The sequence below is a fragment of the Mycoplana rhizolycopersici genome, assembly GCF_013378445.1.
Taxonomy (GTDB): domain Bacteria; phylum Pseudomonadota; class Alphaproteobacteria; order Rhizobiales; family Rhizobiaceae; genus Mycoplana; species Mycoplana rhizolycopersici.
In genome coordinates this window covers 67,049-91,140 of record NZ_JABXYK010000007.1, presented here as the reverse complement: position 1 = coordinate 91,140, position 24,092 = coordinate 67,049, and the positions used below count along the sequence as shown (strand labels likewise).

The 24,092-nt window shown below is 64.7% G+C and carries 22 protein-coding genes; 10 read left to right on the top strand and 12 right to left on the bottom strand.

Annotated elements, in window-relative coordinates; all coding sequences use genetic code 11:
* Positions 1-155: 155 nt before the first annotated feature.
* Entirely contained in the window at positions 156-1,493 is a 1,338-nt protein-coding gene (gene aptA, locus HV823_RS13025) for an omega-aminotransferase AptA (protein ID WP_176950157.1), read from the top strand.
* Between the two features lie 80 nt (positions 1,494-1,573).
* On the opposite strand, the gene HV823_RS13020 is transcribed toward aptA, so the two are convergent.
* Positions 1,574-2,368 carry a hypothetical protein gene (locus HV823_RS13020; RefSeq protein ID WP_176950156.1) on the bottom strand — a complete coding sequence of 265 codons (795 nt, stop codon included), beginning with the start codon at positions 2,366-2,368 and terminating at the stop codon, positions 1,574-1,576.
* A 340-nt stretch (positions 2,369-2,708) separates the two neighbouring features.
* Here HV823_RS13020 and HV823_RS13015 point away from each other — a divergent pair, with 340 nt between their 5' ends.
* Complete coding sequence (locus tag HV823_RS13015; protein ID WP_176950155.1) at positions 2,709-3,368, top strand: glutathione S-transferase N-terminal domain-containing protein; 660 nt, start codon at positions 2,709-2,711, stop codon at positions 3,366-3,368.
* Between the two features lie 213 nt (positions 3,369-3,581).
* On the opposite strand, the gene HV823_RS13010 is transcribed toward HV823_RS13015, so the two are convergent.
* The 6 genes from HV823_RS13010 to HV823_RS12985 form a co-directional block, all read right to left on the bottom strand.
* Positions 3,582-4,649, bottom strand: a complete 1,068-nt coding sequence (locus HV823_RS13010; protein ID WP_176950154.1) for an ABC transporter ATP-binding protein — start codon at positions 4,647-4,649, stop codon at positions 3,582-3,584.
* Between the two features lie 5 nt (positions 4,650-4,654).
* Complete coding sequence (locus HV823_RS13005; protein ID WP_176950153.1) at positions 4,655-5,488, bottom strand: carbohydrate ABC transporter permease; 834 nt, start codon at positions 5,486-5,488, stop codon at positions 4,655-4,657.
* A gap of 4 nt (positions 5,489-5,492) precedes the next feature.
* Complete coding sequence (locus HV823_RS13000) at positions 5,493-6,416, bottom strand: carbohydrate ABC transporter permease (protein ID WP_176950152.1); 924 nt, start codon at positions 6,414-6,416, stop codon at positions 5,493-5,495.
* Between the two features lie 311 nt (positions 6,417-6,727).
* Positions 6,728-7,987 carry an ABC transporter substrate-binding protein gene (locus HV823_RS12995; protein ID WP_176950151.1) on the bottom strand — a complete coding sequence of 420 codons (1,260 nt, stop codon included), beginning with the start codon at positions 7,985-7,987 and terminating at the stop codon, positions 6,728-6,730.
* A gap of 36 nt (positions 7,988-8,023) precedes the next feature.
* Complete coding sequence (locus tag HV823_RS12990; protein ID WP_176950150.1) at positions 8,024-9,196, bottom strand: PLP-dependent transferase; 1,173 nt, start codon at positions 9,194-9,196, stop codon at positions 8,024-8,026.
* Positions 9,193-9,915 (bottom strand): FadR/GntR family transcriptional regulator, encoded by a 723-nt coding sequence (locus HV823_RS12985; protein ID WP_176950149.1) that lies wholly within the window; start codon positions 9,913-9,915, stop codon positions 9,193-9,195. Before HV823_RS12985 ends, HV823_RS12990 begins: the two co-directional genes overlap by 4 nt.
* A gap of 241 nt (positions 9,916-10,156) precedes the next feature.
* On the opposite strand from HV823_RS12985, the gene HV823_RS12980 reads away from it, so the two are divergent.
* The 3 genes from HV823_RS12980 to HV823_RS12970 all read left to right on the top strand — a co-directional run bounded on the left by HV823_RS12980 (position 10,157) and on the right by HV823_RS12970 (position 12,647).
* Positions 10,157-11,524 carry an FAD-binding oxidoreductase gene (locus tag HV823_RS12980; protein WP_176950148.1) on the top strand — a complete coding sequence of 456 codons (1,368 nt, stop codon included), beginning with the start codon at positions 10,157-10,159 and terminating at the stop codon, positions 11,522-11,524.
* Between the two features lie 93 nt (positions 11,525-11,617).
* A complete protein-coding gene (locus HV823_RS12975; protein ID WP_176950147.1) occupies positions 11,618-11,773 on the top strand; it encodes a hypothetical protein in 156 nt (51 codons plus the stop codon).
* 127 nt (positions 11,774-11,900) lie between these two features.
* The gene (locus tag HV823_RS12970; RefSeq protein ID WP_176950146.1) at positions 11,901-12,647 is read left to right on the top strand and encodes an SDR family oxidoreductase; all 747 of its coding nucleotides are present in this window, start codon (positions 11,901-11,903) and stop codon (positions 12,645-12,647) included.
* Positions 12,648-12,780: 133 nt separating this feature from the next.
* On the opposite strand, the gene tsaA is transcribed toward HV823_RS12970, so the two are convergent.
* Entirely contained in the window at positions 12,781-13,299 is a 519-nt protein-coding gene (tsaA, locus tag HV823_RS12965; protein WP_176950145.1) for a tRNA (N6-threonylcarbamoyladenosine(37)-N6)-methyltransferase TrmO, read from the bottom strand.
* Positions 13,300-13,470: 171 nt separating this feature from the next.
* On the opposite strand from tsaA, the gene modA reads away from it, so the two are divergent.
* From modA to modC, 3 genes are all read left to right on the top strand, one after another.
* Positions 13,471-14,265 (top strand): molybdate ABC transporter substrate-binding protein, encoded by a 795-nt coding sequence (gene modA, locus HV823_RS12960; RefSeq protein ID WP_176950144.1) that lies wholly within the window; start codon positions 13,471-13,473, stop codon positions 14,263-14,265.
* A 119-nt stretch (positions 14,266-14,384) separates the two neighbouring features.
* Entirely contained in the window at positions 14,385-15,131 is a 747-nt protein-coding gene (gene modB / locus HV823_RS12955) for a molybdate ABC transporter permease subunit (RefSeq protein ID WP_176950143.1), read from the top strand.
* The gene (gene modC / locus HV823_RS12950; protein ID WP_176950142.1) at positions 15,128-16,204 is read left to right on the top strand and encodes a molybdenum ABC transporter ATP-binding protein; all 1,077 of its coding nucleotides are present in this window, start codon (positions 15,128-15,130) and stop codon (positions 16,202-16,204) included. Before modB ends, modC begins: the two co-directional genes overlap by 4 nt.
* Position 16,205: 1 nt before the next feature.
* On the opposite strand, the gene HV823_RS12945 is transcribed toward modC, so the two are convergent.
* The gene (locus HV823_RS12945) at positions 16,206-16,583 is read right to left on the bottom strand and encodes a winged helix-turn-helix domain-containing protein (protein ID WP_210270779.1); all 378 of its coding nucleotides are present in this window, start codon (positions 16,581-16,583) and stop codon (positions 16,206-16,208) included.
* Between the two features lie 175 nt (positions 16,584-16,758).
* On the opposite strand from HV823_RS12945, the gene HV823_RS12940 reads away from it, so the two are divergent.
* Positions 16,759-17,973, top strand: a complete 1,215-nt coding sequence (locus HV823_RS12940) for a TIGR03862 family flavoprotein (protein ID WP_176950140.1) — start codon at positions 16,759-16,761, stop codon at positions 17,971-17,973.
* Between the two features lie 225 nt (positions 17,974-18,198).
* Complete coding sequence (locus HV823_RS12935; RefSeq protein WP_176950139.1) at positions 18,199-18,903, top strand: Crp/Fnr family transcriptional regulator; 705 nt, start codon at positions 18,199-18,201, stop codon at positions 18,901-18,903.
* Between the two features lie 15 nt (positions 18,904-18,918).
* Here HV823_RS12935 and HV823_RS12930 read toward each other — a convergent pair whose 3' ends face one another.
* From HV823_RS12930 to HV823_RS12920, 3 genes are all read right to left on the bottom strand, one after another.
* Positions 18,919-20,250 (bottom strand): NAD(P)/FAD-dependent oxidoreductase, encoded by a 1,332-nt coding sequence (locus HV823_RS12930; protein ID WP_176950138.1) that lies wholly within the window; start codon positions 20,248-20,250, stop codon positions 18,919-18,921.
* Positions 20,251-20,539: 289 nt separating this feature from the next.
* The gene (locus tag HV823_RS12925) at positions 20,540-22,927 is read right to left on the bottom strand and encodes a phosphoketolase family protein (RefSeq protein ID WP_176950137.1); all 2,388 of its coding nucleotides are present in this window, start codon (positions 22,925-22,927) and stop codon (positions 20,540-20,542) included.
* Between the two features lie 52 nt (positions 22,928-22,979).
* Positions 22,980-24,092, bottom strand: coding sequence for an ABC transporter permease (locus tag HV823_RS12920; protein WP_176950136.1), 1,113 nt, complete (start codon positions 24,090-24,092; stop codon positions 22,980-22,982).

Below are 24,092 nucleotides of genomic sequence, written 5' to 3'. Positions count from 1 at the left end.
TCCCGCTGTACAACCACCGCCTGTTTCGATTGTTCGAAATATCGAAACATTTGAATTGCAGGCCCATATTTTTCAATGACTTCATAACAGCCAGAAAAGGACTTGTTCAAGATCGCAAATCATGGCCTCAATCGCGCCAGCCAGAGGAGATCTCCATGAACGTCCACAACAAGCCCAACGCGCCGGTGCTCGACAGCTACTGGATGCCGTTCACCGCCAACCGCCAGTTCAAGGCGGCACCCCGCCTTCTCGCCGCGGCGGAAGGCATGCACTACACCACCAATGACGGCCGCAAGGTTCTCGACGGCACGGCGGGGCTCTGGTGCGTCAACGCCGGCCACGGCCGCCGGCAGATCGCAGCCGCCGTCGAGCGGCAGCTGTCGACCCTGGACTACGCGCCCTCCTTCCAGATGGGTCATCCGATCGCCTTCGACTTCGCCGAGCGGCTGGCGGAGATCGCGCCCGGCCCTGCCGGCGCCAAGCTTGACCGCATCTTCTACACCGGTTCGGGTTCGGAATCGGTCGATACGGCGCTGAAGATCGCCATCGCCTACCAGCGCGCCATCGGCCAGGGCACCCGCACGCGCCTGATCGGCCGCGAGCGCGGCTACCACGGCGTCGGCTTCGGCGGCATCTCGGTCGGCGGCCTCGTCAACAATCGCCGCGTCTTCCCGCAGTTGCCCGGCTCCGACCACCTGCGCCACACGCACGACCTTGCCAAGAACGCCTATGTGAAGGGCCAGCCCGAGCACGGCGCTGAACTGGCCGACGACCTCGAGCGGCTGGTGGCGCTGCACGGCGCGGAAACGATCGCCGCCTGCATCGTCGAGCCGGTTGCTGGCTCCACCGGCGTTCTGGTGCCGCCGAAGGGATATTTCGAGCGGCTGCGGGCGATCTGCGACAAGCACGGCATTATCCTGATCTTCGACGAAGTCATCACCGGCTTCGGCCGGCTGGGCGCGCCGTTCGCCACCGACTTCTTCGGCGTCACCCCCGATATCGTCACCACGGCCAAGGGCCTGACGAACGGCGCGATCCCGATGGGCGCGGTGTTCACCAGCCGCAAGGTGCACGATGCACTGATGCAGGGTCCGGAAGGCGCGATCGAGCTGTTCCACGGCTACACCTATTCCGGCCATCCGGCCGCCTGTGCTGCCGGCCTCGCCACACTCGACATCTACCGCGACGAGGGCCTGCTCACGCGCGCCGCCGAACTGCAGGACGACTGGCACACTGCGATGCACTCGCTGAAGGGCCTGCCACACGTCATCGACATCCGCACCATCGGCCTGATCGCCGGCATCGAGCTTTCCTCGCGTGAGGGCGCCGTGGGCGCACGCGCCTACGATGTCTTCGTCGACTGCTTCGAAAAGGGCCTCCTGATCCGCGTCACCGGCGACATTATCGCTTTCTCACCACCACTGATCGCCGAGAAGACGCACTTCGACGAGATCGTCTCGGTGCTCGGCGAGGCGCTGAAGCGGGCGAAGTAGGCAAACGAAAGGGCCGGCTTCGAGAGGCCGGCCCTTCTTATTCAGCCTGAAGAGCGAGGCTACGGCCTCGCTCGCAATTTTCAGAAGTTCACCACCAGCCCAAGGATGGGGCCCTGCTCGACTACGTCGAACTTGAAGCCGTCGTTGCTGTAGTCGACGCCGAGCGCACGATAGCCGACCACGGACGAAAATGTGTCGTTGAACTTGTAACCGACCGTGCCTGCGACGTCCCAGTCGATATTGGCACCGCCGCCACCGACCATGCCCCAGCCGGTCAGGAACACGTTCGGCGTGAGGAAATAGGTTCCCTTGAAGCCGCCCAGCGCGTCGACCCAGGTGTCGCCGTCGCTGCGCGAACGGCCATCGAAGACGCCGCCGCTGATCGAGATCGTGGTATCGACCGACCAGACCCGGATGCCGCCGACGACATCGAAGTGGCCGTTATTGTCCTGCAGCAGCGAGTATCCGGCACCGACAAATCCCGCAAACGTCTCCGAGTCGACCTCGATCCTGTCGGCGAGGAACCCGCGCGGCGTTGCCGAACTGCCCGAGAGCTTGGTGTACATCAGGTCGGTGAAGACGCTGTAACGGCCGTAGCGGGCTTCGCCGATCGCCATCGCGGCGAAATCCAGATGATCCCAGACGTCGCCGAACGAAGAATCCACGTGAACAGTGCGTTGGCCGAAGGCAGTCAGGTCGCCGGAAAGGCCTGCCGCCCAGAAATAGGGCGCAAAGGAGAAGGTCCAACCGCTTTCGGTTTCGACCTGCTTGGCCTCCGGGGTCATCGCGACAGGAGCAATGTCTGCTGCCGCGGCGCTTTGGCCGAGCATGCATAGCCCCGCGCAGAAGAAGGTCGATGCAATGCGATGCTTCATATGGCCCTCCTGGATCGCCTCACGCGAGCGATCATATGTCCCCTGTCGCTCCGATGCGGCCCGGTCCCCAATGGCCCAGTAACCAGCCCACATCCGGAGCCTCCGCCACAGACGATTCGCCGTGACTGATGCCGGGCATGACAACAACAGAACGGGCATTTGACAAGAAAATCCGCCTGCCTGCCCGTCGCAGCCGCGCGTTCGGCTGAAAGATGCGACAGAAATCACGCACTTGGGCGACGGCGACGGCTGCAAGCGCGGGAAGTCGGCGCATTCTGATTGCAAAATGCAATCAGTTTTGTTAGTCTGGTAGCATTAGGGAGACTGATGGGAGGACGACGTGAAACCCATTCTCTACGCCCACCCTTTCTCGGCCTATTGCCAGAAGGTGCTGATCGCGCTCTACGAGAACGAGATCCCATTCGAGTTTCGCCTTCTGGCGCAGGAGCATCCAGACGTACTCGCCGAGTTCGAGGCGCTGTGGCCAGTCCAGCGCTTTCCCATCCTGGTCGATGGGGCAAAGACGCTGCTTGAGGCGACCATCATCATCGAGTATCTCGACCAAGCCTTTCCCGGGCCGTTCAAGCCGATCCCGGCTGATGCCGATGCGGCGCTTGAGGTGCGGATGCTCGACCGGATCTTCGATAACTACATCATGACCCCGATGCAGAAGATCGTGTTCGACGCGATCAGGCCGCCGGCCGACCGCGACGCCCACGGCGTGGCGGATGCCCGCACGATGCTCGACCGCGCCTATCTCTGGCTCGACCGGAAACTTCAAGGACGCGCATGGGCCGCCGGCGACCGTTTCAGCCTGGCGGATTGCGCGGCCGCCCCGGCGCTCTTCTATGCCGACTGGACGCACGCGATCGACCGCAGGTTCGAGAACCTGCGCGGCTACCGCGACCGCCTGCTCGCCCGCCCCTCCTTCGCCCGCGCGGTTGAGGAGGCAAGACCGTTTCGCAAACTGTTCCCGCTCGGAGCACCGGATCGCGATTGAGGCGGGTCCCTATCCCGCTCCGCGGCCGGCTTCCGCCCCTCATCCACCTGCCGGCACCTTCTCCCCGCGAGCGGGGCAAGGACCGCGACCGCGACGCTGGCCACCAACGCAACGTCTGAGCAGACTTATCCCCTCACCCTTGCCCTCTCCCCGCTCGCGGCGAGAGGGCAAGGGTGAGGGGCAATCATCGCGCCCCGGCGGTGGCGAACCATCTCAATCCGCCCTGCTCCCCGTCTCGTCGAAGACGTGCAGGTGCTTTTGCGGAAAATCGACACGGACCGTGGGGCCAGCAGAGAGCGCGTCACGGTCGAGGGTGAAGATCTTGAAGGGCAGGCCGTGCAGCGACAGGTGGAGGATGATGCCGAAGCCCGTCGGCTCGACGAGATCGACGGTCGCCTCCAGCATGCCGTCCTTGGCGATGACGACGTGCTCGGGGCGGATGCCGAGCGTGACTGTGGTTTCCGGCGCGAGGCCCGCGCGGGGTGCGACCGGGACCACCGTGCCGTCCGAAAGCCGGACGCCGGCGCCCTCGCCCGTTTTCACGTAGCGGCCCTCGAGAAAATTCATGCCCGGCGAGCCGATGAAGCCTGCGACGAACAGGTTGGCGGGGGTGTCGTAGAGTTCCAGCGGCGTGCCCACCTGCTGGACGACGCCGCCGTGCATGGCGACGATGCGGTCGGCGAGCGTCATCGCCTCGATCTGGTCGTGGGTGACGTAGATCGAGGTCGCCTTCAGGTCGGCATGCAGCTTCTTGATCTCGGCGCGCATCTGTTCGCGCAGCCGGGCGTCGAGGTTGGAGAGCGGCTCGTCGAACAGGAAGGCCTTGGGCTGGCGGACGATGGCGCGGCCCATGGCGACGCGCTGGCGCTGGCCGCCGGAGAGCGCCTTCGGCCGGCGCTCCAGAAGCGGATCGAGCCCGAGCTTGGTGGCGGCGCTGCTGACGGCGCTGGCGATCTTGTCCTTTGCCGTCTTTCGGAGCCGCAGGCTGTAGCTCATGTTGTCGGCGACAGACATGTGCGGGTAGAGCGCGTAGGACTGGAACACCATGGCGATGTCGCGGTCCTTGGGCGCCAGATCGTTGACGCGGTTGCCGGAGATGCGGATCTCGCCGCCGGTCACCTCCTCCAGGCCCGCTATCATGCGCAGCAGCGTGGACTTGCCGCAGCCGGACGGGCCGACGAGGACGATGAATTCGCCATCCTTGATGGCAAGATCGACGCCGTGCAGGACCGAGACTGGGCCGTAGCTCTTGCGGACGCTTTCGATATCGATGGAAGCCATGGTCATTATCCCTTAACCGCGCCGGCCGTCAGGCCCTGCACGAGATAGCGCTGGATGAGGAGGAAGAACAGGCAGGCCGGGATCAGCGCGAGCACGCCGGCGGCCATCATCTGCCCGAAGTCGACGGAGAACTTGGAGACGAAGGTGAGAAGCCCCACGGGGAACGTCGCCGCGTCGTTGCCGGAGATCAGCATCAGCGCGAACAGGAGCTCGCTCCAGGCGGCGGTGAAGACGAAGCCGAGCGTGGCGGCGATGCCCGGCAGGGTCAGCGGCAGGATGATCTGGCGGAAGGCTATGAACTGGGTGGCGCCGTCGATCATCGCCGCCTCCTCCAGGTCCTTCGGGATGCCGTCGAAGAAGGACTGCATCAGGAAGGTGGCGAAGGGAACGTTGAAGGCGGAGTAGACGATGACGAGGCCGGTCAGGCTGTTGGTCAGTCCCAGCGGCGACAGCATCTTGAAGATCGGCGCCACCAGCATGACCAGCGGGAACATCTGGGTGATCAGCATCAGCGCGACGATCCAGTACTTCGCCCGGAAGGAGAAGCGCGACAGCGCGTAGCCGGAGAGCGAGGCAAGGACGGTGACGACGACGGCAGTGGCACCGGAGACGATCAGGCTGTTCTTGAAGAAGGTCGGAAAGGCGCTGTGGGCGATGACGAAATTGAAATGCTCGAAGGTCATGCGCGAGGGCCACATGCGCACGCCCTCGCTGTAGAGCAGGTCGTTCGGCGTGACCGACACCTTCAGAAGCCAGAACAGCGGAAACAGCGCGAAGACGACATAGGCGAGGATCGCGAGACGATGGGCGCCGGTGAGGAGGAGGCTGCGGGATTTCATCGTCTTAGCCCTTGTTCAGCATGGTCTGGCGGAGCAGCACGATCAGCATCGAATAGACGAGCAGCAGCGCCAGCAGGACGAGCGCGATCGCCGAGGCATAGCCGAAATCGAGCCGCTTGAAGGCCTGGGTGAAGATGTAGCTGGCGACGATCTGGGTGCGGTCGGCCGGGCCGCCATTGGTCATGACGACGATCAGGTCGGCAAAGTTGGAAATCCAGACGGTGCGCAGGAGAACGGTGATCGCGATCGTCGGCGCGAGAAAGGGCAGCGTGATCGACCAGAAACGCTGGACGGGACCTGCGCCGTCGATGCTTGCCGCCTCGTAGAGGTCGCGCGGGATCGCCTGCAGGGCAGCCAGCAGGGTGATGGCGAAGAAGGGAATGCCCCACCAGACGTTGGCCGCGATCGGCCCCCACATGGCAAGATGCGGGTCGGAGAGGATGTTGTGGGGCTCATCCATCAGGCCGAGCGCGTAAAACCAGTGCGGCAGCGGGCCGATGACCGGATTGAACAGCCAGGCCCAGTTGAGGCCGGCGAGGAAGCTCGGCACCGCCCAGGGCAAAAAGACCAGCGCCTGTACCAGGCCGCGACCATAAAACGGCTTGTCCAGCAGCAGCGCAAGGATCAGGCCGAAGGTGAACTGCAGGAAAACGGAGGCGCCCGTCCACCACAGCGTGTTCCTCAGCGCGCCGTAGAAGGCCTGGTCCTGCCCCAGCGCACGGAAATGGTCGAGACCGACAAAGCCTCCGGAAAACGGGTTCAGAAGCTGGATGTCCCGGAACGCATAGGAGATGCCGACGACGAGCGGCACGAGCATGACCGCGACGATCAGGATCAGCGCCGGCGCACTGTAGAGATAGGGCTCCGAGGCGTCCGCGATCCGCTTCATCATCGGCGGTCGGTTGTGCTTCATCGGTTGGTGCATCATCGGCAGTCGTTCCATTGGCGTTTTTCGTCGACGCGCCGTGCGTTGGCAGCGTGCCGGAGGAGTTGGACCGAAGCAATCGGGGAAGATTGGGCGCGGCGGCCCCTCATCCGCCTGCCGGCACCTTCTCCCTGCGAGCAGCGGGTTAGTCGGACGTGGTGAAAGCCCCCTCCCCACCCTCCCCACAAGGGGGGAAGGCTTAAGCCGTCAGCTCCGCCATCGATCCATCGGAGCGGACGGGCGCCGCTGGTCTTCTCCCCCCTTGTGGGGGAGATGGCCGGCAGGCCAGAGGGGGACTTTCCCTATGGATCGCCCTACTTCTTCGCCAGATACTTCTGCTGCGCCTTGGTCAGGTACTCGGCCCACTGGTCGGCGAGTTCCTGTGGCGTGATCTCGCCGAGAAGCGCCTTCTGCGAGGTCTGGATAACGAGCGAATCCTTGAAGAAGGCGAATTCCTCCAGGTAGGTCGGCATCACGGTCGGGACCGCGTCCTTGTCCTCCAGCTCGGCGAACCAGCCCTTGAACTGCTCGCTGGCATAGAAGGGGTCCTTCTCGGCGGAGGTATGCACCGGCAGCGCGCCGGTGCGCTTGTTCCACTCGATGTTGCCTTGCGGGCCTTCCAGCGCCTCGATCAGCTTCCAGGAGAGGTCCTTGTTCTCGCTGGCCGCCATCATCGACCAGCCCGCATAACCGATGGTCGGGAAGGTCTTGCCGGACGGGCCCTTCGGCATGGTCATGATGCCGTAGTCCTCGGCCTTCATGCGCTCGGCGATCGCGATCAGCGCGTCCGGATCCTGGTCGAGGAAGGCGCAGGTGCCGCTGTAGAAGCCGGCGACGATCTCGTTGAAGCCCCAGTTGACGCTGTCCTTCGGCGCGTAGCCGTTCTTGTAGAGGTCGATCAGCCAGGTCAGGCCCTTGACCCAGCCCTCGCTGTTCATGGTCGAGGTGCCGTCTTCGTTGAAGAACTTGTTGTCGCCGGCCATGGTGGCGCCGAACATCATCCAGCCGTTCAGGCCGCCCGGGCCGCCGCGCAGGCAGTAGCCGGACTTGCCGGGGAGTGCGGAGACCTTCTTGGCGGCCTCGGCGAATTCGTCCATCGTCTTCGGCGGCTCGGAGACGCCGGCCTCTTCCAGCAGCTTCTTGTTGTAGAACATCGCGCGCAGATAAAAGCCGTAGGGCAGCATGTAGGCGGTATCGTTGACGTCGCGGCCGAGTTCGAGCGCGCGGGCGGTCAGGCCCGAGGTGTGCTCCCACTTGGAGAGATAGGGCTCGAGGCTCTCCAGCATGCCGTTATTGGCATAGAGCGAGAGCCAGGTGTCGGGCATTTCCATCACGTCGGGGATTTCCCCGGCGGAAACCATGGTGGCGAACTTCTGGAAAGCCTCGCCCCAGGGCAGCGAGATGATCTCGACCTTGGTGCCGGGATTTTCGGCCTCGAACTTGCCGACGATGGACTTCAGCGTCTCGGTACGCTCGGGGCTGGTGATCACCTCCACGAGCTTCAACGTCGTATCGGCAAGCGCGGTCCCGGACATCATCGCGGCGAACAATGCGGCAGTCAGCAGTCTTTTCATGGTCGCTCCCCCTTATGGGCTTTGGTTTATTGCTCTTCAGGCTTGGGAGGCGGCTGCGATCGCCGCCTCCAGATCACTCCACAGGGCCCCGGTTCCTTCGAGGCCGACATGGAGACGCACGGACCGCGGATGGATGCCGAATGCGTGCGCGGAATTGGGCTCCGCCTTCTGCTGCAGCACGACCTGGCCCGGTACGATCAGGCTTTCGTGGCCGCCCCAGCTGACGCCGAGCTTGAACAGCCTCAGGCGATCGGCGAAGGCGCGGATGTCGATGCCTTCGCGGAAGATGAAGGAGAACAGGCCGGAGGTGCCTGTCAGGCCCGGCGGCAGGCGGTTGGCAAGCGCGGGATGCTGGACGCTTTCGACGATGTCCAGCGCCTGAAGGCGGCGGGCAATCTCCAGCGCCGAAGCCTCGTGCGCCTTCATGCGGATCGGCAGGGTGCGCAGGCCACGCACCAACAGCCACGCATCGAAGGGCGACAGCTTGCCGCCGAGATAGGGATAGGCCTCGGCACGGATGCGGCCGATCAGATCCTTCGAGCCGGTGACGACGCCGGCGACGACGTCGCTGTGGCCACCGAGATATTTCGAGGCCGAGTGCAGGACAAGGTCGACGCCGAGCGACAGCGGGCGCTGGAAGATCGGGCTTGCCCAGCTGTTGTCGATGACCGAGACGATGCCGTGCCGCCTTGCAAGGGCGGCGAGCGCGCCGACATCGTGGGCGTCCATCACCCAGCTCGTCGGGCTTTCCATGTAGAAGAGCTTCGCGCCCGGCAGCGCGCGGGCAACCGCCTCCTCGTCGCGCCCGTCGACATAGGTCACCTCGATCTTCATGCGCTTCAGGATGGTGCCGAACAGGCGGAAGGCATCGGGATAGACGTGCCTGACGGCGACGATGCGATCACCGGGCTCGACGAAGGAGAGAACAGTGGACGAGATCGCGGCCATGCCGCTGGCAAAGCCCATCGCGTCCTCGCCGCCCTCGAGCTTGGCCAGCATCTCCTCGAAGGCGCGCACGGTGGGGTTCAGGCCGCGGGTATAGATCGGCCGGACGATCTCGCCGCGATAGGCCGAGACCATCTCGTCATAGGAGGAGAAGGTGAACAGCGAGGTCTGCACGATCGGCGGCACCACCGCCTCGAAGGCGTTGGCCTCGTCATGGGCGACGATCAGCGAGGCGAGGTCGAACGGATCGGAGCCGTTGATCATTTTGACATTTCCTTGATGTCTTCCTCGACGACGTCGAGGATCTTTAGCGTTTCGCGGCGCGCGGCTTCCGTGTCCTGGGCGACGATCGCGTTGAACAGCGTGCGGTGGAAGGGAAAGGAGCGGCGGGCAAAGTCGGGCCGATCGAACGGCTCGTCCCAGAAACGCTCGAAGGCCTCGCGCATCTGCTCCAGAAGCTGGCGGAACAGCGGATTGTGGGTGGCATCGTAGATGGCAAGGTGAAAGGCGAGGTCTTCGGGTCCAGATGTGCCCTTCGCCAGGTGCACCCGCTCCATCGCGTCGAGCTTTTCCTCGATCGTCTTCAGGTCGCCTGCGGTGCGCCGGCGGGCGGCGACCATGTTGGCCTCGCATTCGATGCCGCGGCGGACCTCCAGCGTCTGCAAAAGCGCATCGCGCAGGTGCATGGCGTCGAAGGACAGCGGCATGTGGATCGTAGCGGTCGTGACGGGCTTCAAGAGATAGGTGCCGCTGCCCTTGCGCGTCTCCATGACGCCGAGGGCCTGGAAGTGGCGGATGACCTCGCGGATGGTCGATCGCCCGACGGCAAGTGCGGACATCAGCTCGCGCTCGGCCGGAAGCCGGTCGCCGGCCTTGAGGTTCGCCTGGCCGATATAGCTGGCAAGCGCCTCGGTAACCTGGCGCGCCCGGTCCATTGGCGGCAGCGGCAAAATTGCCGGCTTGGCATCCATTCTCGCCGTCATGCGGCCATTCCCCGTTTTTGCGTCAGCTTCTCATAATTGGTCTGACATCTGATCATTATGGAGGCGCGTCGCCGGCTGTCAAGGGCACAGAGAGGATTCCAGAATTTCGGGTAAAGAATCAATAAATCAATTACTTGAGGCAGTCCGCACAACATGGTGACGGCCAGCCGCCGGCGTTGCATTCGGCGGGCGCGCCAGCTAATCAATGTCATCCGAGTTACGCCACCGCGCAGGAACCGACATGAACATCATCGAAGAACTGACCGAAGCGCTTGGCACGGAAACCGTCCTCACGGGGGCTGCGATCGGCGAGCGCTATCGCAGCGACGAGAGTCTCACGGGACGCATCCTGCCGATGGCCGTCATCCGGCCACGAACCGTCGAAGAGGTCGCGACCGCGCTTCGCATCTGCAACAGGCACGGCCAGCCCGTCATCCCGCAGGGCGGGTTGACGGGACTTGCGGGCGGCGCAAACGCCTCGGGCGGAGAAGTCGCGATTTCGCTGGAACACCTCGCCGGCATCGAGGAGATCGATACGGCCGCGGGCACGATGACGCTCAAGGCAGGCACCGTTCTGGAGGTGGCGCAGAACGCGGCGGCAGAGGCCGGCATGCTGCTTGCGATCGATCTCGGTGCGCGCGGCAGCTGCCAGATCGGCGGCAACATCTCCACCAATGCCGGCGGCATCCGGGTGATCCGTCACGGCGTGACCCGCGACAACGTGCTGGGCCTCGAGGTCGTGCTCGCCGACGGCACCGTGCTTTCCATGCTCAACAAGATGACGAAGAACAACACAGGCTACGACCTGCGTCAGTTCTTCATCGGGGCGGAAGGCACGCTCGGCATCATCACGCGAGCCGTCGTGAAGCTGAAACCCCTTCCGGCCGGGCGGAGCACCGCACTGGTCGCGCTGGAAAGCTATGATGCAGTCGTCTCGCTGCTGACGCGTGCCCGGCGCGAACTGGAAGCGCTTTCGGCTTTCGAGGCCATGTGGGAAAATTTCGTCCGCTTCAATTGCGAGGCGGCGGGGATCAGGTTCTTCGAGACGGCCTATCCGTTCCTGGTGATCATCGAAGCGGATTCCGACGGGTCGGATGCGGCGCGCGACCGCTTCGAAGCCTTCCTCGGCGGCGCGCTGGAGGAAGGCCTGATCGTCGATGCGCTGATCGCCCAGTCGGAAAAGGAAACGCAGCGCTTCTGGTCCGTGCGCGAGGCCCATATGATGGGGCAGTTGCTGCCCGCGCTGATCAATCTCGACGTCAGCCTGCCGATCGGCAGCATCGGGGACTATGCACAGGCCTGCGAGACAGCCCTGCTGCAGCGCTTCCCCGACGCCCACGTCTCCTTCTTCGGCCATATCGGCGACAGCAACCTGCATGTCGCCATTTCCGTCGGCGAGGCTTCGGAAGAGGACCTGCATGCGGTCGACGGGATCGCCTACGATCTCGTGCAGGCCTTCAAGGGTTCGATTTCGGCGGAACATGGAGTCGGCACGCTGAAACGTCCGTATCTCGGCTGCTCGCGCAGTGCGGAGGAACTGGATGCGATGCGCCGGATCAAGCTGGCGCTGGATCCGAGGGGAATTCTCAATCCCGGCAAGGTGATCTGAAGCCGCAACGGAAAGATCTGCGCCAGGATTTGCGGCCATCCGGAAGGAACCAATCCCGGCCAGCGCCGTTACCGGCCAACGAAAGGAAGCTTCATGTCGGCAAGGATACTGCTGGTCGTGCTCATCCTGATGATCGGATCGATCATGAGCATCGTCTTCCTTCAACGTATATCCGGCGTCGGCGGCGACAAGCAGCCGCCCGAGGGCGAATTGCTCTCGACGCCGTCGCGCATGTCGAACGAGCAGTAGCCGCCTCCCCGATCGCCACCCCCCGGTCGCCACCCAAGCCCGTCCCTCCAACACCAGCCTTCAAATCGATGTCGGCAGGCGCTAAGGAGAACCGGGCAATCAGGGGATGCAACCGCAAGGACAGCCAATGACCAAGGAAAGCAGACGCGTGCTCGTGACGGGTGCAACGCGCGGCATGGGGCTTGAGATCGCGCGCGCCTTCGCGCGCGCCGGCGAACGGGTCGTACTGAACGGTCGGGAAGAGGTCACGCTCGAGGCGCATTGCGCCACGTTGAGGAACGAAGGCTTTGCTGCGGAAGCGCTTGCCGCCGACCTTTCCCTGGAGCCCGAGACGGCCGTCCGGCGCGCCAGCGAAAGCCTCGGCGGACTCGACGTCGTGGTCCATGCCGCCAGCATCCGCGACCGGCGCCCGACGCAAGAGCTGGACGGTGCGGCTTTCGCCTCGCTTCTGGACGTCAATCTCACCGCTGCCTATCGGCTGGCGCGGGCCGCCCTGCCGCTGTTGCAGCGCTCGCAGGCCGGCCGACTGGTCTTCATCACCTCGATCGCCGCCCGCATCGCCCGCGCGCCGGACCCGGCCTACACCGCCTCCAAGGGCGGGCTGGAAGCGCTCACCCGCTCGCTCGCGGTCGAGTTCGGCGCCAACAACCTGACGGTGAACGCGATCGCGCCCGGATGGTTCGTGACCGATCCGAACCGGGCGCTGTCGGAGGACCCGCAGGTGCAGGCGTTCGTGAACGTGCGCATTCCGCTGAAGCGCTGGGGGCGACCGGAAGAGCTGGCGCCTGCGGCGCTGTTCCTGGCCTCGCCTGCGGCGAGCTTCGTCAACGGGATCACGCTGACGGTCGATGGCGGCATGTCGGCGCAGATGTGACCGCGGCGATCGCCGAAGGTGTGCCGACGAGCTCCGCCTGAAGGCCGGAGAACCCGCCAATATGGCCATCAACGCATCGGACGCGATGGTCGCGGTCGACTGATCCCGGCCTTGCAGCAAAAGCCGTGGCGCGTCAGGCCTTCTGGCAGTACGCCGCCTTTTCGCCCGTCTCATCGTCGCCCGGCTGCGGCGCCGCGATCGGCTTGAACAGCGAACGATCCGGCTTCAGATCGAGCAGCGGCGTTCCGTCCAGGCAGTCGAGCCCGCGCACGAACAGGACGTTGCCCTCCACCCGGTCGAGCTGAACGATGGAGGTCCCGATCGGGTTCGGTCGCACGGGCGAGCGGAGCGAGAACGTGCCGTGCACCTTGCCGTTGCTGGCGGGGCTCTGCAGCACGAGGTCGCGCCTCGCACGGTCCAGCCAGTAAAGCACCTCCAGCCGCTCGAAGGCCTCGACGCCGCGCAGGGCCTGAGCCCAGGGTTCGAAAATCTCGATGCGGCAGAGCGGACCGTCGGCCCGCCCCTGACGCGGGCACAGCAGCCGTTGATCCCACGGCGTATGGATGCGCCCGATGAACACCAGGCCCGCATCGACCGGCTCCGGCGGCGTCACGGCGACTTCGTTCTCGCGGATCTCGTTTTCGCGCACCATCCCCTGCTCCCTGCCTTTGCCAAAATAGGCGCTGCCTGCGCTTCCGCGCAGGCGTCACTTTCGCCCGCTCTGCGTCCGCGCACAAGCGTTGTATATGCAAAAATATAGCACTAGCCATTCTCGGCACGGCGCTATATTCATTGGAATATCTCGCGCACCACGGAGAGGGATATGAGCATCAAACGTCGTCCCTGGCTGGGATTTGCTGCAGCCTCGCTCGCAGTCGCCTGGCTTGGCGTCGCAGCCATCGGCGCGCCGGCCATGGCGCAGGACAAGGTCACCGTCTTTGCCGCCGCCAGCCTGAAGAACGCGCTCGACGCCGCCAATGCGGCCTGGACCAAGGAGAGCGGCAAGGAAACGACGGTCTCTTATGCCGCGAGTTCGGCGCTGGCCAAGCAGATCGAGGCAGGAGCGCCCGCCGACGTCTTCATCTCCGCCGACCTCGCCTGGATGGACTATGTCGCCGGGAAGAAGCTGATCAGGGACGGCACGCGCTCCAACTTCCTCGGCAATCGCATCGTTCTGGTCGCACCGAAGGATGCCGCCAAGCGGGTGGAAATCAAGGAAGGCCTCGACCTTGCAGCCCTCGTCGGTGACGGCAAGCTTGCCATGGGCGCGGTCGATTCCGTTCCGGCCGGCAAATATGGCAAGGCGGCACTCGAGAAGCTCGGGATCTGGCCCTCCATCGAAGGCAAGGTGGCGGGCGCGGAAAGCGTGCGCGCCGCACTCGCGCTCGTCTCCCGCGGCGAAGCGCCCTACGGCATCGTCTACGCGACCGATGCCGCCGCCGATCCGGGCGTGTCCGTCGTCGGCACCTTCCCGGAGGATAGCCACCCGCCGATCGTCTACCCGATCGCCGTTCTCTCAGAATCCGAAAACGCCGGTGCCGGCGCCTATCTCGACTACCTGACGTCGGACAAGGCTGCGCCGTTCTTCACCGAACAGGGCTTCACCGTCCTGAAATAGCATCCTACTGCCGCCGCGCGCCGCGCACCGCTTGCCGGCGCGCGGCGGATCTTCCTCAAGCTATTGATCGCGATCGATTTCATGCCATTGTCCGGATTTCCCGGGCCCGTCGCGCCCTGATGGCCTGCCGCGTTCGTTGCGATCGAAAATGTGAGTTGCCCGAATTGGACTGGTTTACGTTGAGCGAAGAAGAATGGACGGCAATCCGGCTCAGCCTGCTCGTCTCCACCGTTGCGGTCGCCGCAAGCCTTCCGTTCGGCATCCTCGTCGCGCTGGCGCTGTCGCGCGGCCGCTTCTGGGGCAAGTCGATCCTGAACGGCATCGTCCACCTGCCGCTGATCCTGCCGCCCGTCGTCACCGGTTTCCTGCTCCTGATCCTGTTCGGGAGAAAGGGGCCGATCGGGGCGTTTCTCGACCAGCATTTCGGCATCGTCTTCTCGTTTCGCTGGACGGGGGCGGCCCTTGCCTGCGCGGTGATGGGCTTTCCGCTGCTCGTGCGCTCCATCCGCCTCTCGCTCGACGCCGTCGACCGCAAGCTCGAGGACGCCGCCGGCACGCTGGGCGCGAACCCGGCCTGGGTCTTCCTCACCGTCACCTTTCCGCTGATCCTGCCCGGCGTGATTGCCGGCATGATCCTCTCCTTCGCCAAGGCGATGGGTGAATTCGGCGCGACGATCACCTTCGTCTCCAACATTCCCGGCGAAACGCAGACGCTGTCGGCTGCAATCTACACCTTCACGCAGGTGCCAGGCGGCGACATGGGCGCAATGCGGCTGACGATCGTCGCCATCGTCATTTCCATGGCCGCGCTGCTCGCCTCCGAATTCATGGCGCAGGCGCTGGGCAAGCGGGTGAACTTCGAATGACGCTGCTGGTCGATGTCCGCCACCGACTAGGCGACTTCCGCCTCGATGCAGGCTTCGCCTCCGACGGCGGGGTCACTGCGCTCTTCGGCCGTTCCGGCTCCGGCAAGACCTCGCTGATCCGGGCGATCGCCGGGCTGATCCGCCCCGACGAGGGACGGATCGTGCTGGACGGCGACGTGCTGGTCGACACAAGTCGCGACATCTTCGTGCCCAAGCACAGGCGGCGTTTCGGCTACGTATTCCAGGAAGCGCGGCTGTTTCCCCATTTCACCGTGCGCGGCAACCTCGCCTATGGCCGCTGGTTCGCGCCCCGCGATGCGGTTTCAGACAGCCAGGATCGCGTGATCGAACTGCTCGGCATCGGCCACCTGCTGGACCGCCGTCCGGCCAATCTCTCCGGCGGCGAGCGTCAGCGCGTCGCGATCGGCCGCGCCCTGCTCTCCGCCCCTCGCCTGCTCTTGATGGACGAGCCGCTGGCTGCACTCGACGAGGAGCGCAAGGCCGAGATCCTCCCCTACCTGGAACGGCTGCGCGACGAAACGAAAGTGCCGATCGTCTATGTCAGCCATGCCGTGCACGAAGTCGCAAGGCTTGCCGACCGCGTCGTCCTCATGCGTGACGGGCGGGTTGTGGCGACGGGTCGCGTCTCCGATGTGCTCAGCGCACCCGCCATGAACTCGGGCATGGACCGCCGCGAGATGGGCAGCGTGCTTTCCGGCGTGACTGCGTCGTTCGACCCGCCGCACCGGCTGGCCACGGTGCAACTGCAAAGTAATGTCCTGCACGTGCCCAACAGCGACGTTGCCGAAGGCGCGCCCGTGCGCGTCCATATTCCCGCCCGCGACGTCATGCTGGCGATTGAGAGACCGAGCGGCCTCAGCGCGCTCAACATCCTCGATGGCAGGATCGAGACGATCGTGGAAGACAGCGATGGAATGGTCACCGTGCGGGTCGATTGCGGCGGGGACGTCGTCCACGCCCGCATCACCGGCCTCTCGGTGGAACGGCTCGACCTGCAGCCCGGCAAGCCGGTCTTTGCGGTCATCAAGACGGTCGCGCTGGATCCCCGTTGAGTCAGCCCTTGTCCTGCGGACCCTTGGCGCGGTTGGCCTCCAGCCATTCAAGGTCCGGTGCCAGCGCTTCCCGAGCCCTTTGCTCCATGGCGCGGAAGCGGGCCAGAAGTGCCTCGCCGAAGACCGTGATGGCCGCGCCGCCGCCCTGCTTGCCGCCGCGCTGCGATTCCACCACCGGCGAGGCAAACATGCGGTTCATCGCATCGACCAGCAGCCACGCGCGGCGATAGGACATGTCCATCGCCCGCCCGGCAGCCGAGATCGACCCGGTTTCCCTTATCTTCTCCAGCAGCATCATCTTGCCGCGGCCGAGACGGTCCGTTTCGGGAAAGTCTATGCGCAGGATCACAAGCAGATCGGGTGGCGCGCGGTCTGTCATGGGATCTGCTCCTCTTCTTTGCCGCGACGCTATCCAATCGCCAGTCCCCTGCCAATGCACTAGGCGCATGTCCACAGGCCGTAGGCATGAACGCGATTTTCATCGCCGCCCTTGCGCCGGCGCGCCGCCCGCGCAAAAGAGAAGACCGAAGAACGCAAAACCGGCTGGCAGACGCATGCAGGAAGTGGAAATCGCGATCGTCGGCGGCGGGCCGGCCGGGCTGATGGCGGCGGAGGTCCTGTCGGCGGCCGGCCGCGCGGTCACCGTGTACGAGGCGATGCCGACCGTCGCCAGGAAATTCCTGCTTGCCGGCAAGTCGGGGCTTAACATCACCCATTCCGAACCCTTCGCATTCTTCTCCGGGCGCTTCGGGGCGGCGTCGCCACACCTGCGCGCAGCACTCGACGCGTTTCCGCCGCAGGCCGTGCAGGACTGGTGCACAGCCCTCGGCATTGACACCTTCGTCGGCACGTCAGGGCGCGTCTTTCCGACAGCGATGAAGGCCTCCCCTCTTCTTCGGGCATGGCTGCGCCGGCTCGAGGCGCAGGGTGCAACCATTTTCACCCGGCACCGCTTCATCGGCTTCGAAGGCGACGCGCTCGTCTTCGACACGCCGGACGGGAAGGTGACGGTCAAAAGCCGCGCAACCTTGCTTTCGCTCGGCGGAGCGAGCTGGCCGCGACTTGGCTCGGATGCGGCCTGGGTGGATATGCTCGTCGAACGCGCAGTTGCTGTGGCGCCGTTCCGACCGGCCAATTGCGGTTTCGACGTCGATTGGTCGGAGGCCTTTGCGACCCGCTTCGCAGGCGAGCCGCTCAAATCCGTCACCGCCACCTCGGATGCCGGCAGCGTGCCCGGCGAGTTCGTGATTTCGCGACATGGCATCGAAGGCAGCCTGGTCTATGCCCATGCGGCTGCATTGCGCGACCGGCTCGCGGCAGGCGGCACAGCGAACCTCGTCATCGACCTGGCGCCCGGCCGCGGCATCGACAAGCTTGCGCGCGATTTCGCCCGACTGGGGACGAAGGCCAGCTTCACCAATCGCCTGCGCAAGGGAGCCGGGCTTTCGGGCGTCAAGGCGGCGCTGCTGCGGGAAATCGCCCCGGAGGCCGGTCGCCGCGGGCCGGAAGAGCTCGCCGCCCTGGTCAAGGCGTTGCCGATCCCGGTTCTGCGTCCCCGCCCGATCGCCGAGGCGATCTCGTCGGCCGGCGGCGTCGAATGGGCCGGTATCGACGCAAGTTTCATGCTCAAGGCGATGCCCGGCGTGTTCGTGGCCGGCGAAATGATCGACTGGGAAGCCCCCACCGGCGGCTATCTGCTGACCGCATGCCTTGCCAGCGGCCGCGCCGCTGCGCGCGGAATGGAAGACTGGCTGCGTGCCACAGCGTGAGCGGGATATGCGCACCACTTCATTTTATTGCAATATTCAGACCGACATACGCAATTTGACTTAAGTCTTCTTCAGCTTTCCCCATGATTAACGGCCAGCGGGACGTTAACCTTATGCCGAAACTCCATGTCGATATCGGCCAGAAGATACCTAATGAACGGTAAATGAGCGTTTAAAAATTCGCTGGATATGCTACAAGTTTCCCGGAACATACTGGGGTGTTCCTTGACTGACAGTAACAATTCCGACAATTTTTGCGGCAACAAGGTTCTATCCTCGCTGCATCCAGACGCTCGAGAATTCATGCTCGAGTGCGGGGAAATGCGTCCCCTGGAAACCGGAGACGTCATCTTCCGCGAAGAAGAGGCGATGAGCCATGCCGTCTTCCCTGTCGAAGGCGTCATCTCCTTCGTTACTGACGTGACCGGTGACAAGAACGTGGAGAAGGCTACGCTGGGACCGGAAGGTCTCCTCGGGCTCGCCTTCGTTCTGGAAGGAGACCGTGCGCTCGGCAAATCGGTCGTCCAGGTGCCGGGCAAGGCGCTCTGGCTGCCGGTCGAAGACTTCCGGACGGCACTGGACCGCTTCCACGATCTGCGCCCCGCCATCCTTCGCTATGTGCGTTCGCTCATCGTGCAGCTCATGGAATCGGCCGCCTGCAACAGCCTCCATACCGCCGAGCAAAGGGTCTCGCGCTGGCTGCTCCAGACGCATGACCGCGTGGCCGGCGACCAGTTCCACATCACGCAGGAGGCGATGTCGAAGCTTCTGGCGCTGCGGCGCGCGACCGTCAACGTCGTCTGCACGGAACTGATGGAAGCCGGCGCGATCAGCTACAACCGCGGCCGCGTCACCGTGCGCGACCGGCAGCAGCTGCATTCAAGAAGCTGCAGCTGCTATGATCGCATCCGGATCGCCTTGAAGAGCTGATAGTGTCCGCAAGTCTCAGAAGCCGCTGATCAGCTCGATCTTCGAGCCGTCGGTGAAACGCGAAAGGCGGAAATCCCTCGGATCCACCACCGGCGTTGCGCCGGTGACGATGTCGGCCATGAGCCGGCCCGCTCCTGGGCCGATACCGAAGCCATGGCCGGAAAAACCCGTCGCGATATGGAAACCGGGAATGCGGTCGACCGCGGAGATCACGGGAACCGCATCGGGCGTGACGTCCATCAGGCCGCCCCAGCGCTGGGCAACCTGCGCCCTCTCGAAGACAGGGAAGGCGCGGCGCAGGCTCGCAAGCGCATTGTCCGCCATCCTCCTGGACGGAACCGGATCGAGCACGCGGCAATATTCGAACGGGCTCGGCTCGTCCAGCGCCCAGCGGTTGGCGATGCGCGCCTCATCGAGAAAGCGCCAGCCGGCGCGAAACTTCAGCGACCGCCATTGCATCTTCAGCGCGGGCAGAAAATCGAACGCGAAGCGGAAGGACTTCGGCACGATGTCGACGATGTTCTCGTGACCGGAGGCCACCGTATAGCCGCCGTCCTGGCGCTTGCGGAAAGCGAAGCCGGAGGCCCACATCGTCTGCTCCGGCGCACCGTCGAGCGGCGTGGTGCGCAGGACCGAGTTCAGCACCTTCAATTGCGGCAGGTGGATGCCCAGCGTGCCGGCAAACAGGCTCGACCAGGCGCCGCCCGCAAGCACCACCGCCTTGCAGGCGATGGTGCCGCGCTCGGTAACGACCCCGGACACGGCACCGGCGGCCGTCTCGATGCCGCGCACCGCACATTCGGTCAGGATCGCCGCCCCGTTGGCCCGGGCCGCCTCGGCGATTGCTGGTGCTGCCTTCTGCGGCTCGGCGCGGGCATCGGTGGGCGTATAGAGCGCGCCCTTCAGGTTCATCGTCGTGCCCGGATACATCTCCCGGAATTCGCCGCCGCTCAGCATGCGCGCCTCGATGTCGTAGCCGTCGAGGTTCCGGATCCAGCGGCTGTGGTCGTCGAACTCCTTCTCGTTCGACGAGGTGAAGATGATGCCCGCCCGCTTGAAGCCGGTGTCGCGGCCGGTGCGTTCATTAAGCGTGTCCCAGATGCGCAGGGACTCCGCCATCAGCGCCACCTCGCGCGGGTCGCGGCAGGCGATGCGGACCCAGCCCCAGTTGCGGCTCGACTGCTCCTGCGCGATCCCGCCCTTCTCGCACAGCGCGACACGCAGGCCGCGTTCGGAAAGCTCCAGCGCGGTGGACGTTCCGATGATACCGCCGCCGATGACGACGACATCGACCTCCTTCGGCAGATCGGCATCACCGTGGACGGGAACAACATAGGGACCGGGCATTTTCGGGGAGTCCTTCGAAAGGCGGGAGGAGAATTCGACGGCACCGGTCGTCACGCAGCCGCGCTGCGATGTCAAGCGGGGAACGCGGCGGTGACTACTTCAAAGGCGTGCGTTCCACCGGCCTTGTGACTGACGTATTTGCCTGGCTTCCCAGCCTGACGCCCCTGCCCGGCGCCCCTGCCCGGCGCTCCAGGCGAACGGCGATCGAAGCGAACGGCTCCGCCTGCTCCTGCGCCCGTTTCCTCCCGTTGCGCCCCGCAACCGATTGCCAATTGCGGGGAAGGCGTTTTCAGCGCGACCAGGTCCAGTCGCGGATTTCAGGCATGTCCTCGCCGTAGGCGCGCACGTAATGATGATGCGCGTCGAGCTTGCCCTGCAGTTCGGCGACCACCTCGGAAGCGCGCACCTCCAGGCCCGGCACCCATTTAATGGCGGCAAGGGCGAGGTGATAGCGGTCCAGCTCGTTCATCACGGTCATGTCGAAGGGCGTGGTCGTCGTCCCTTCGTCGAGGAAGCCATGCACGTGGATGTTGTCGTGGTTCCTTCGCTTGTAGGTCAGGCGATGGATCAGGTAGGGATAGCCGTGATAGGCGAACACCACCGGCCGGTTCTTCGTGAACAGCGCGTCAAAAGCCTCATCGTCCAGCCCGTGCGGATGACGGTACTGCGGCTGCAGCGCCAGAAGATCGACGACGTTGACGACCCGGATCTTCAGGTCGGGAATATGCTCGCGCAAGAGATCCACGGCCGCGAGGGTCTCCATCGTCGGAACATCGCCGGCGCAGGCCATGACGACGTCCGGCTCGTCTTCGCCCTCGTTGCTGGCCCAATCCCATCTGCCCATGCCCGCCTCGCAGTGCCGGACGGCCTCCTCCATCGTCAGCCATTGCGGCTCGGGCTGCTTTCCGGCGACGATGACGTTGATGCGGTCGTAAGTCTTCAGGCAATGGTCGCCGACCCACAACAGCGTATTGGCATCGGGCGGCAGATAGATGCGGACGATGTCGGCCTTCTTGTTGGCGACCAGATCGATGAAGCCCGGATCCTGGTGGCTGAGGCCGTTGTGATCCTGCCGCCAGACATGCGAGGTCAGAAGATAGTTCAGCGACGAGACGGGCTTGCGCCAGGGCAACTCGCGCGAGACCTGCAGCCACTTGGCGTGCTGGTTGAACATCGAATCGACGATGTGGATGAAGGCCTCGTAGCAGGAGAAGAAGCCGTGCCGGCCGGTCAGCAGGTAGCCTTCCAGCCAGCCCTGGCACAGATGCTCGCTCAGCACCTCCATCACACGGCCGTCGGGCGAAAGGTGGACGTCGTAGGGCTGGATGTCCTCCATCCAGACGCGGTCGGTCGCCTGGAATACGTCGCCCAGACGGTTGGATTCGGTCTCGTCGGGGCCGAACACGCGAAAGTTCGAATATTTCGCGTTCAGCCGCATGACGTCGCGCAGATAGCTGCCGAGCACCTTGGTCGATTGCCCGAGATCGCGGCCGGGGCTTTCGACGGCGACGGCATAGTCGCAGATGTCGGGCACCTCGAGCGTGCGTCGTAGCAGGCCGCCATTCGCATGCGGGTTGGCGCCCATGCGGCGTCGTCCCTCCGGCGCCAGCGCCCGCAGCTCCGGTCTGAGCCGGCCCGCCTCGTCGAAAAGGTCGTGCGGAGCATAGCTCTGCATCCATTCCTCAAGGATCTTTCGATGGCCGGCATCGCCGCGGCAATTGGAAACGGGCACCTGGTGCGAACGCCAGAAATCCTCCACCTTTAGGCCGTCCACTTCCTTCGGCCCGGTCCAGCCCTTGGGGCTGCGCAGCACGATCATCGGCCAGCGCGGGCAACCGTGCCCCGCATCGCCGGATCGCGCCTTCGCCTGGATTTCGGCGATCACATCGAACACCTCATCCAGCACCTCCGCCATGCGGGCGTGCATCTTCGCCGGCTCGTGGCCTTCGACGAAATAGGGATGGTAGCCGTAGCCCGAAAACAGGCTGCGCAGGTCCTCGTCGCTCATGCGGGCGAGAACGGTGGGATTGGCGATCTTGTACCCGTTCAGGTGCAGGATCGGCAGTACCGCGCCGTCGCGGGCGGCATTGAGGAACTTGTGCGACTGCCAGCTGGTGGCGAGCGGACCGGTCTCCGCCTCACCATCGCCGACCACGCAGGCGACGACGAGATCGGGATTGTCGAATGCGGCACCATATGCGTGGACCAGCGCATAGCCGAGCTCGCCGCCCTCATGGATGGAACCCGGCGTCTCCGGAGCCACGTGGCTCGGCACGCCGCCGGGGAAGGAGAACTGCTTGAACAGCTTCTGCAGACCTTCCGCATCCTCGCCGATCGCGGGATAGACCTCGCTGTAGGTTCCCTCCAGATAGGTGTTGGCGACCATGCCCGGTCCGCCGTGGCCGGGGCCGCAGACGTAGATCACATCGGCGTCGCGCGCGCGAATGACGCGGTTCAGGTGCGCGTAGATGAAGTTCAGCCCCGGCGTCGTGCCCCAATGGCCGAGCAGCCGCGGCTTGATGTGCTCGGGCTGCAGCGGCTCGCGCAGGAGCGGATTGTCGAGCAGGTAGATCTGCCCGACGGAGAGATAGTTCGCAGCCCGCCAGTATCGGTCGATCAGGGCGATTTCCGCCGCATCCGGCCTCTGCCTGTGCGCTTCGGTCGTTTTCGGTGTCATCGGATATCTCCTTGAATGGCAACTATATGCGAACGGGCAGCGGCCGCTAACCCTAGCGCAGGAACTGGCGGAACCGGCGCAATGAAATATAGAAGAAGACCGCGCCGATCGCCGTCAGCGCCAGGAACTGCGGCCAGACGACAGAGAGCCCCGCCCCGCGAAACAGGATCGCCTGGGCGAGGATGACGAAGTGGGTGTTGGGGGCTGCGAACATCAGCGTCTGGATGAATTCGGGCATGCTTTCGCGCGGCGTCAGCGCGCCGGAGAGGACCTGCAAGGGCAGAAGCACGAGCATCAGCAGCAGGCCGAACTGCGGCATGGAGCCGGCCACGGTCGCAAGGAAGATGCCCATGCAGGTGGTGGCAAAGAGCTGCAGTGCCGTCCCGGCAAGAAAGAGCGCCAGCGATCCCTCGATCGGAACACGCAGGATTCCCTGCACGACGATCGCCAGTGAGAGGCCCGAGGCGACGAGAACGACGGCTCCCATCGACCAGATCTTGCTGACCATGATCTCGGTCGGGGTGACCGGCATGACCAGAAGATGCTCTATCGTGCCGTGCTCGCGCTCGCGAATGAGGGCTGCCCCCGTCAGCACGATCGCCAGCATGGTGATCGCCGTGATCACGTTGGAAATCGGCATGAACCAGCCCTTGTCGAGCTGCGGATTGAAGCGGGCGCGCAGCACGAGTTCGACAGGCAGGCTCGTCTCGCCGCGGTAACGGTTGAGATATTCGTCGATCTCGCCCGATACGATCGACTGGACATAGCCGCCGCCGCTGAACGCCTGCGACATGCGGGTGGCGTCGACGTTGAGCTGGATCGCCGGCGACTTTCCGGCCAGGAGGTCGCGCTGGAAATTCGGCGGGATATCGAGCGCGAAGGTATCGAGCCCGGCGTCCATGCGGCTGTCCATCTCCGCCTGGGTGATCAACTTCGGCACCGAGAAATAGGGCGGATAGAAAGCGGTGATGATGCGCGAGGAGATCGGCGATTCGTCTTCGTCGACGATCGCGATGGCCGCGTGGTTCAGCGTGTCCGGCGTGGCGTTGGAGGCGGAATAGATCGACAGCGAGAACGAATAGAGGATGAGGATCAGCAGCACGGGGTCACGCATGAGCCCGCGCAGTTCCTTGACGCCCAGCTGGAAAACGTTGGCTAGCCGCAT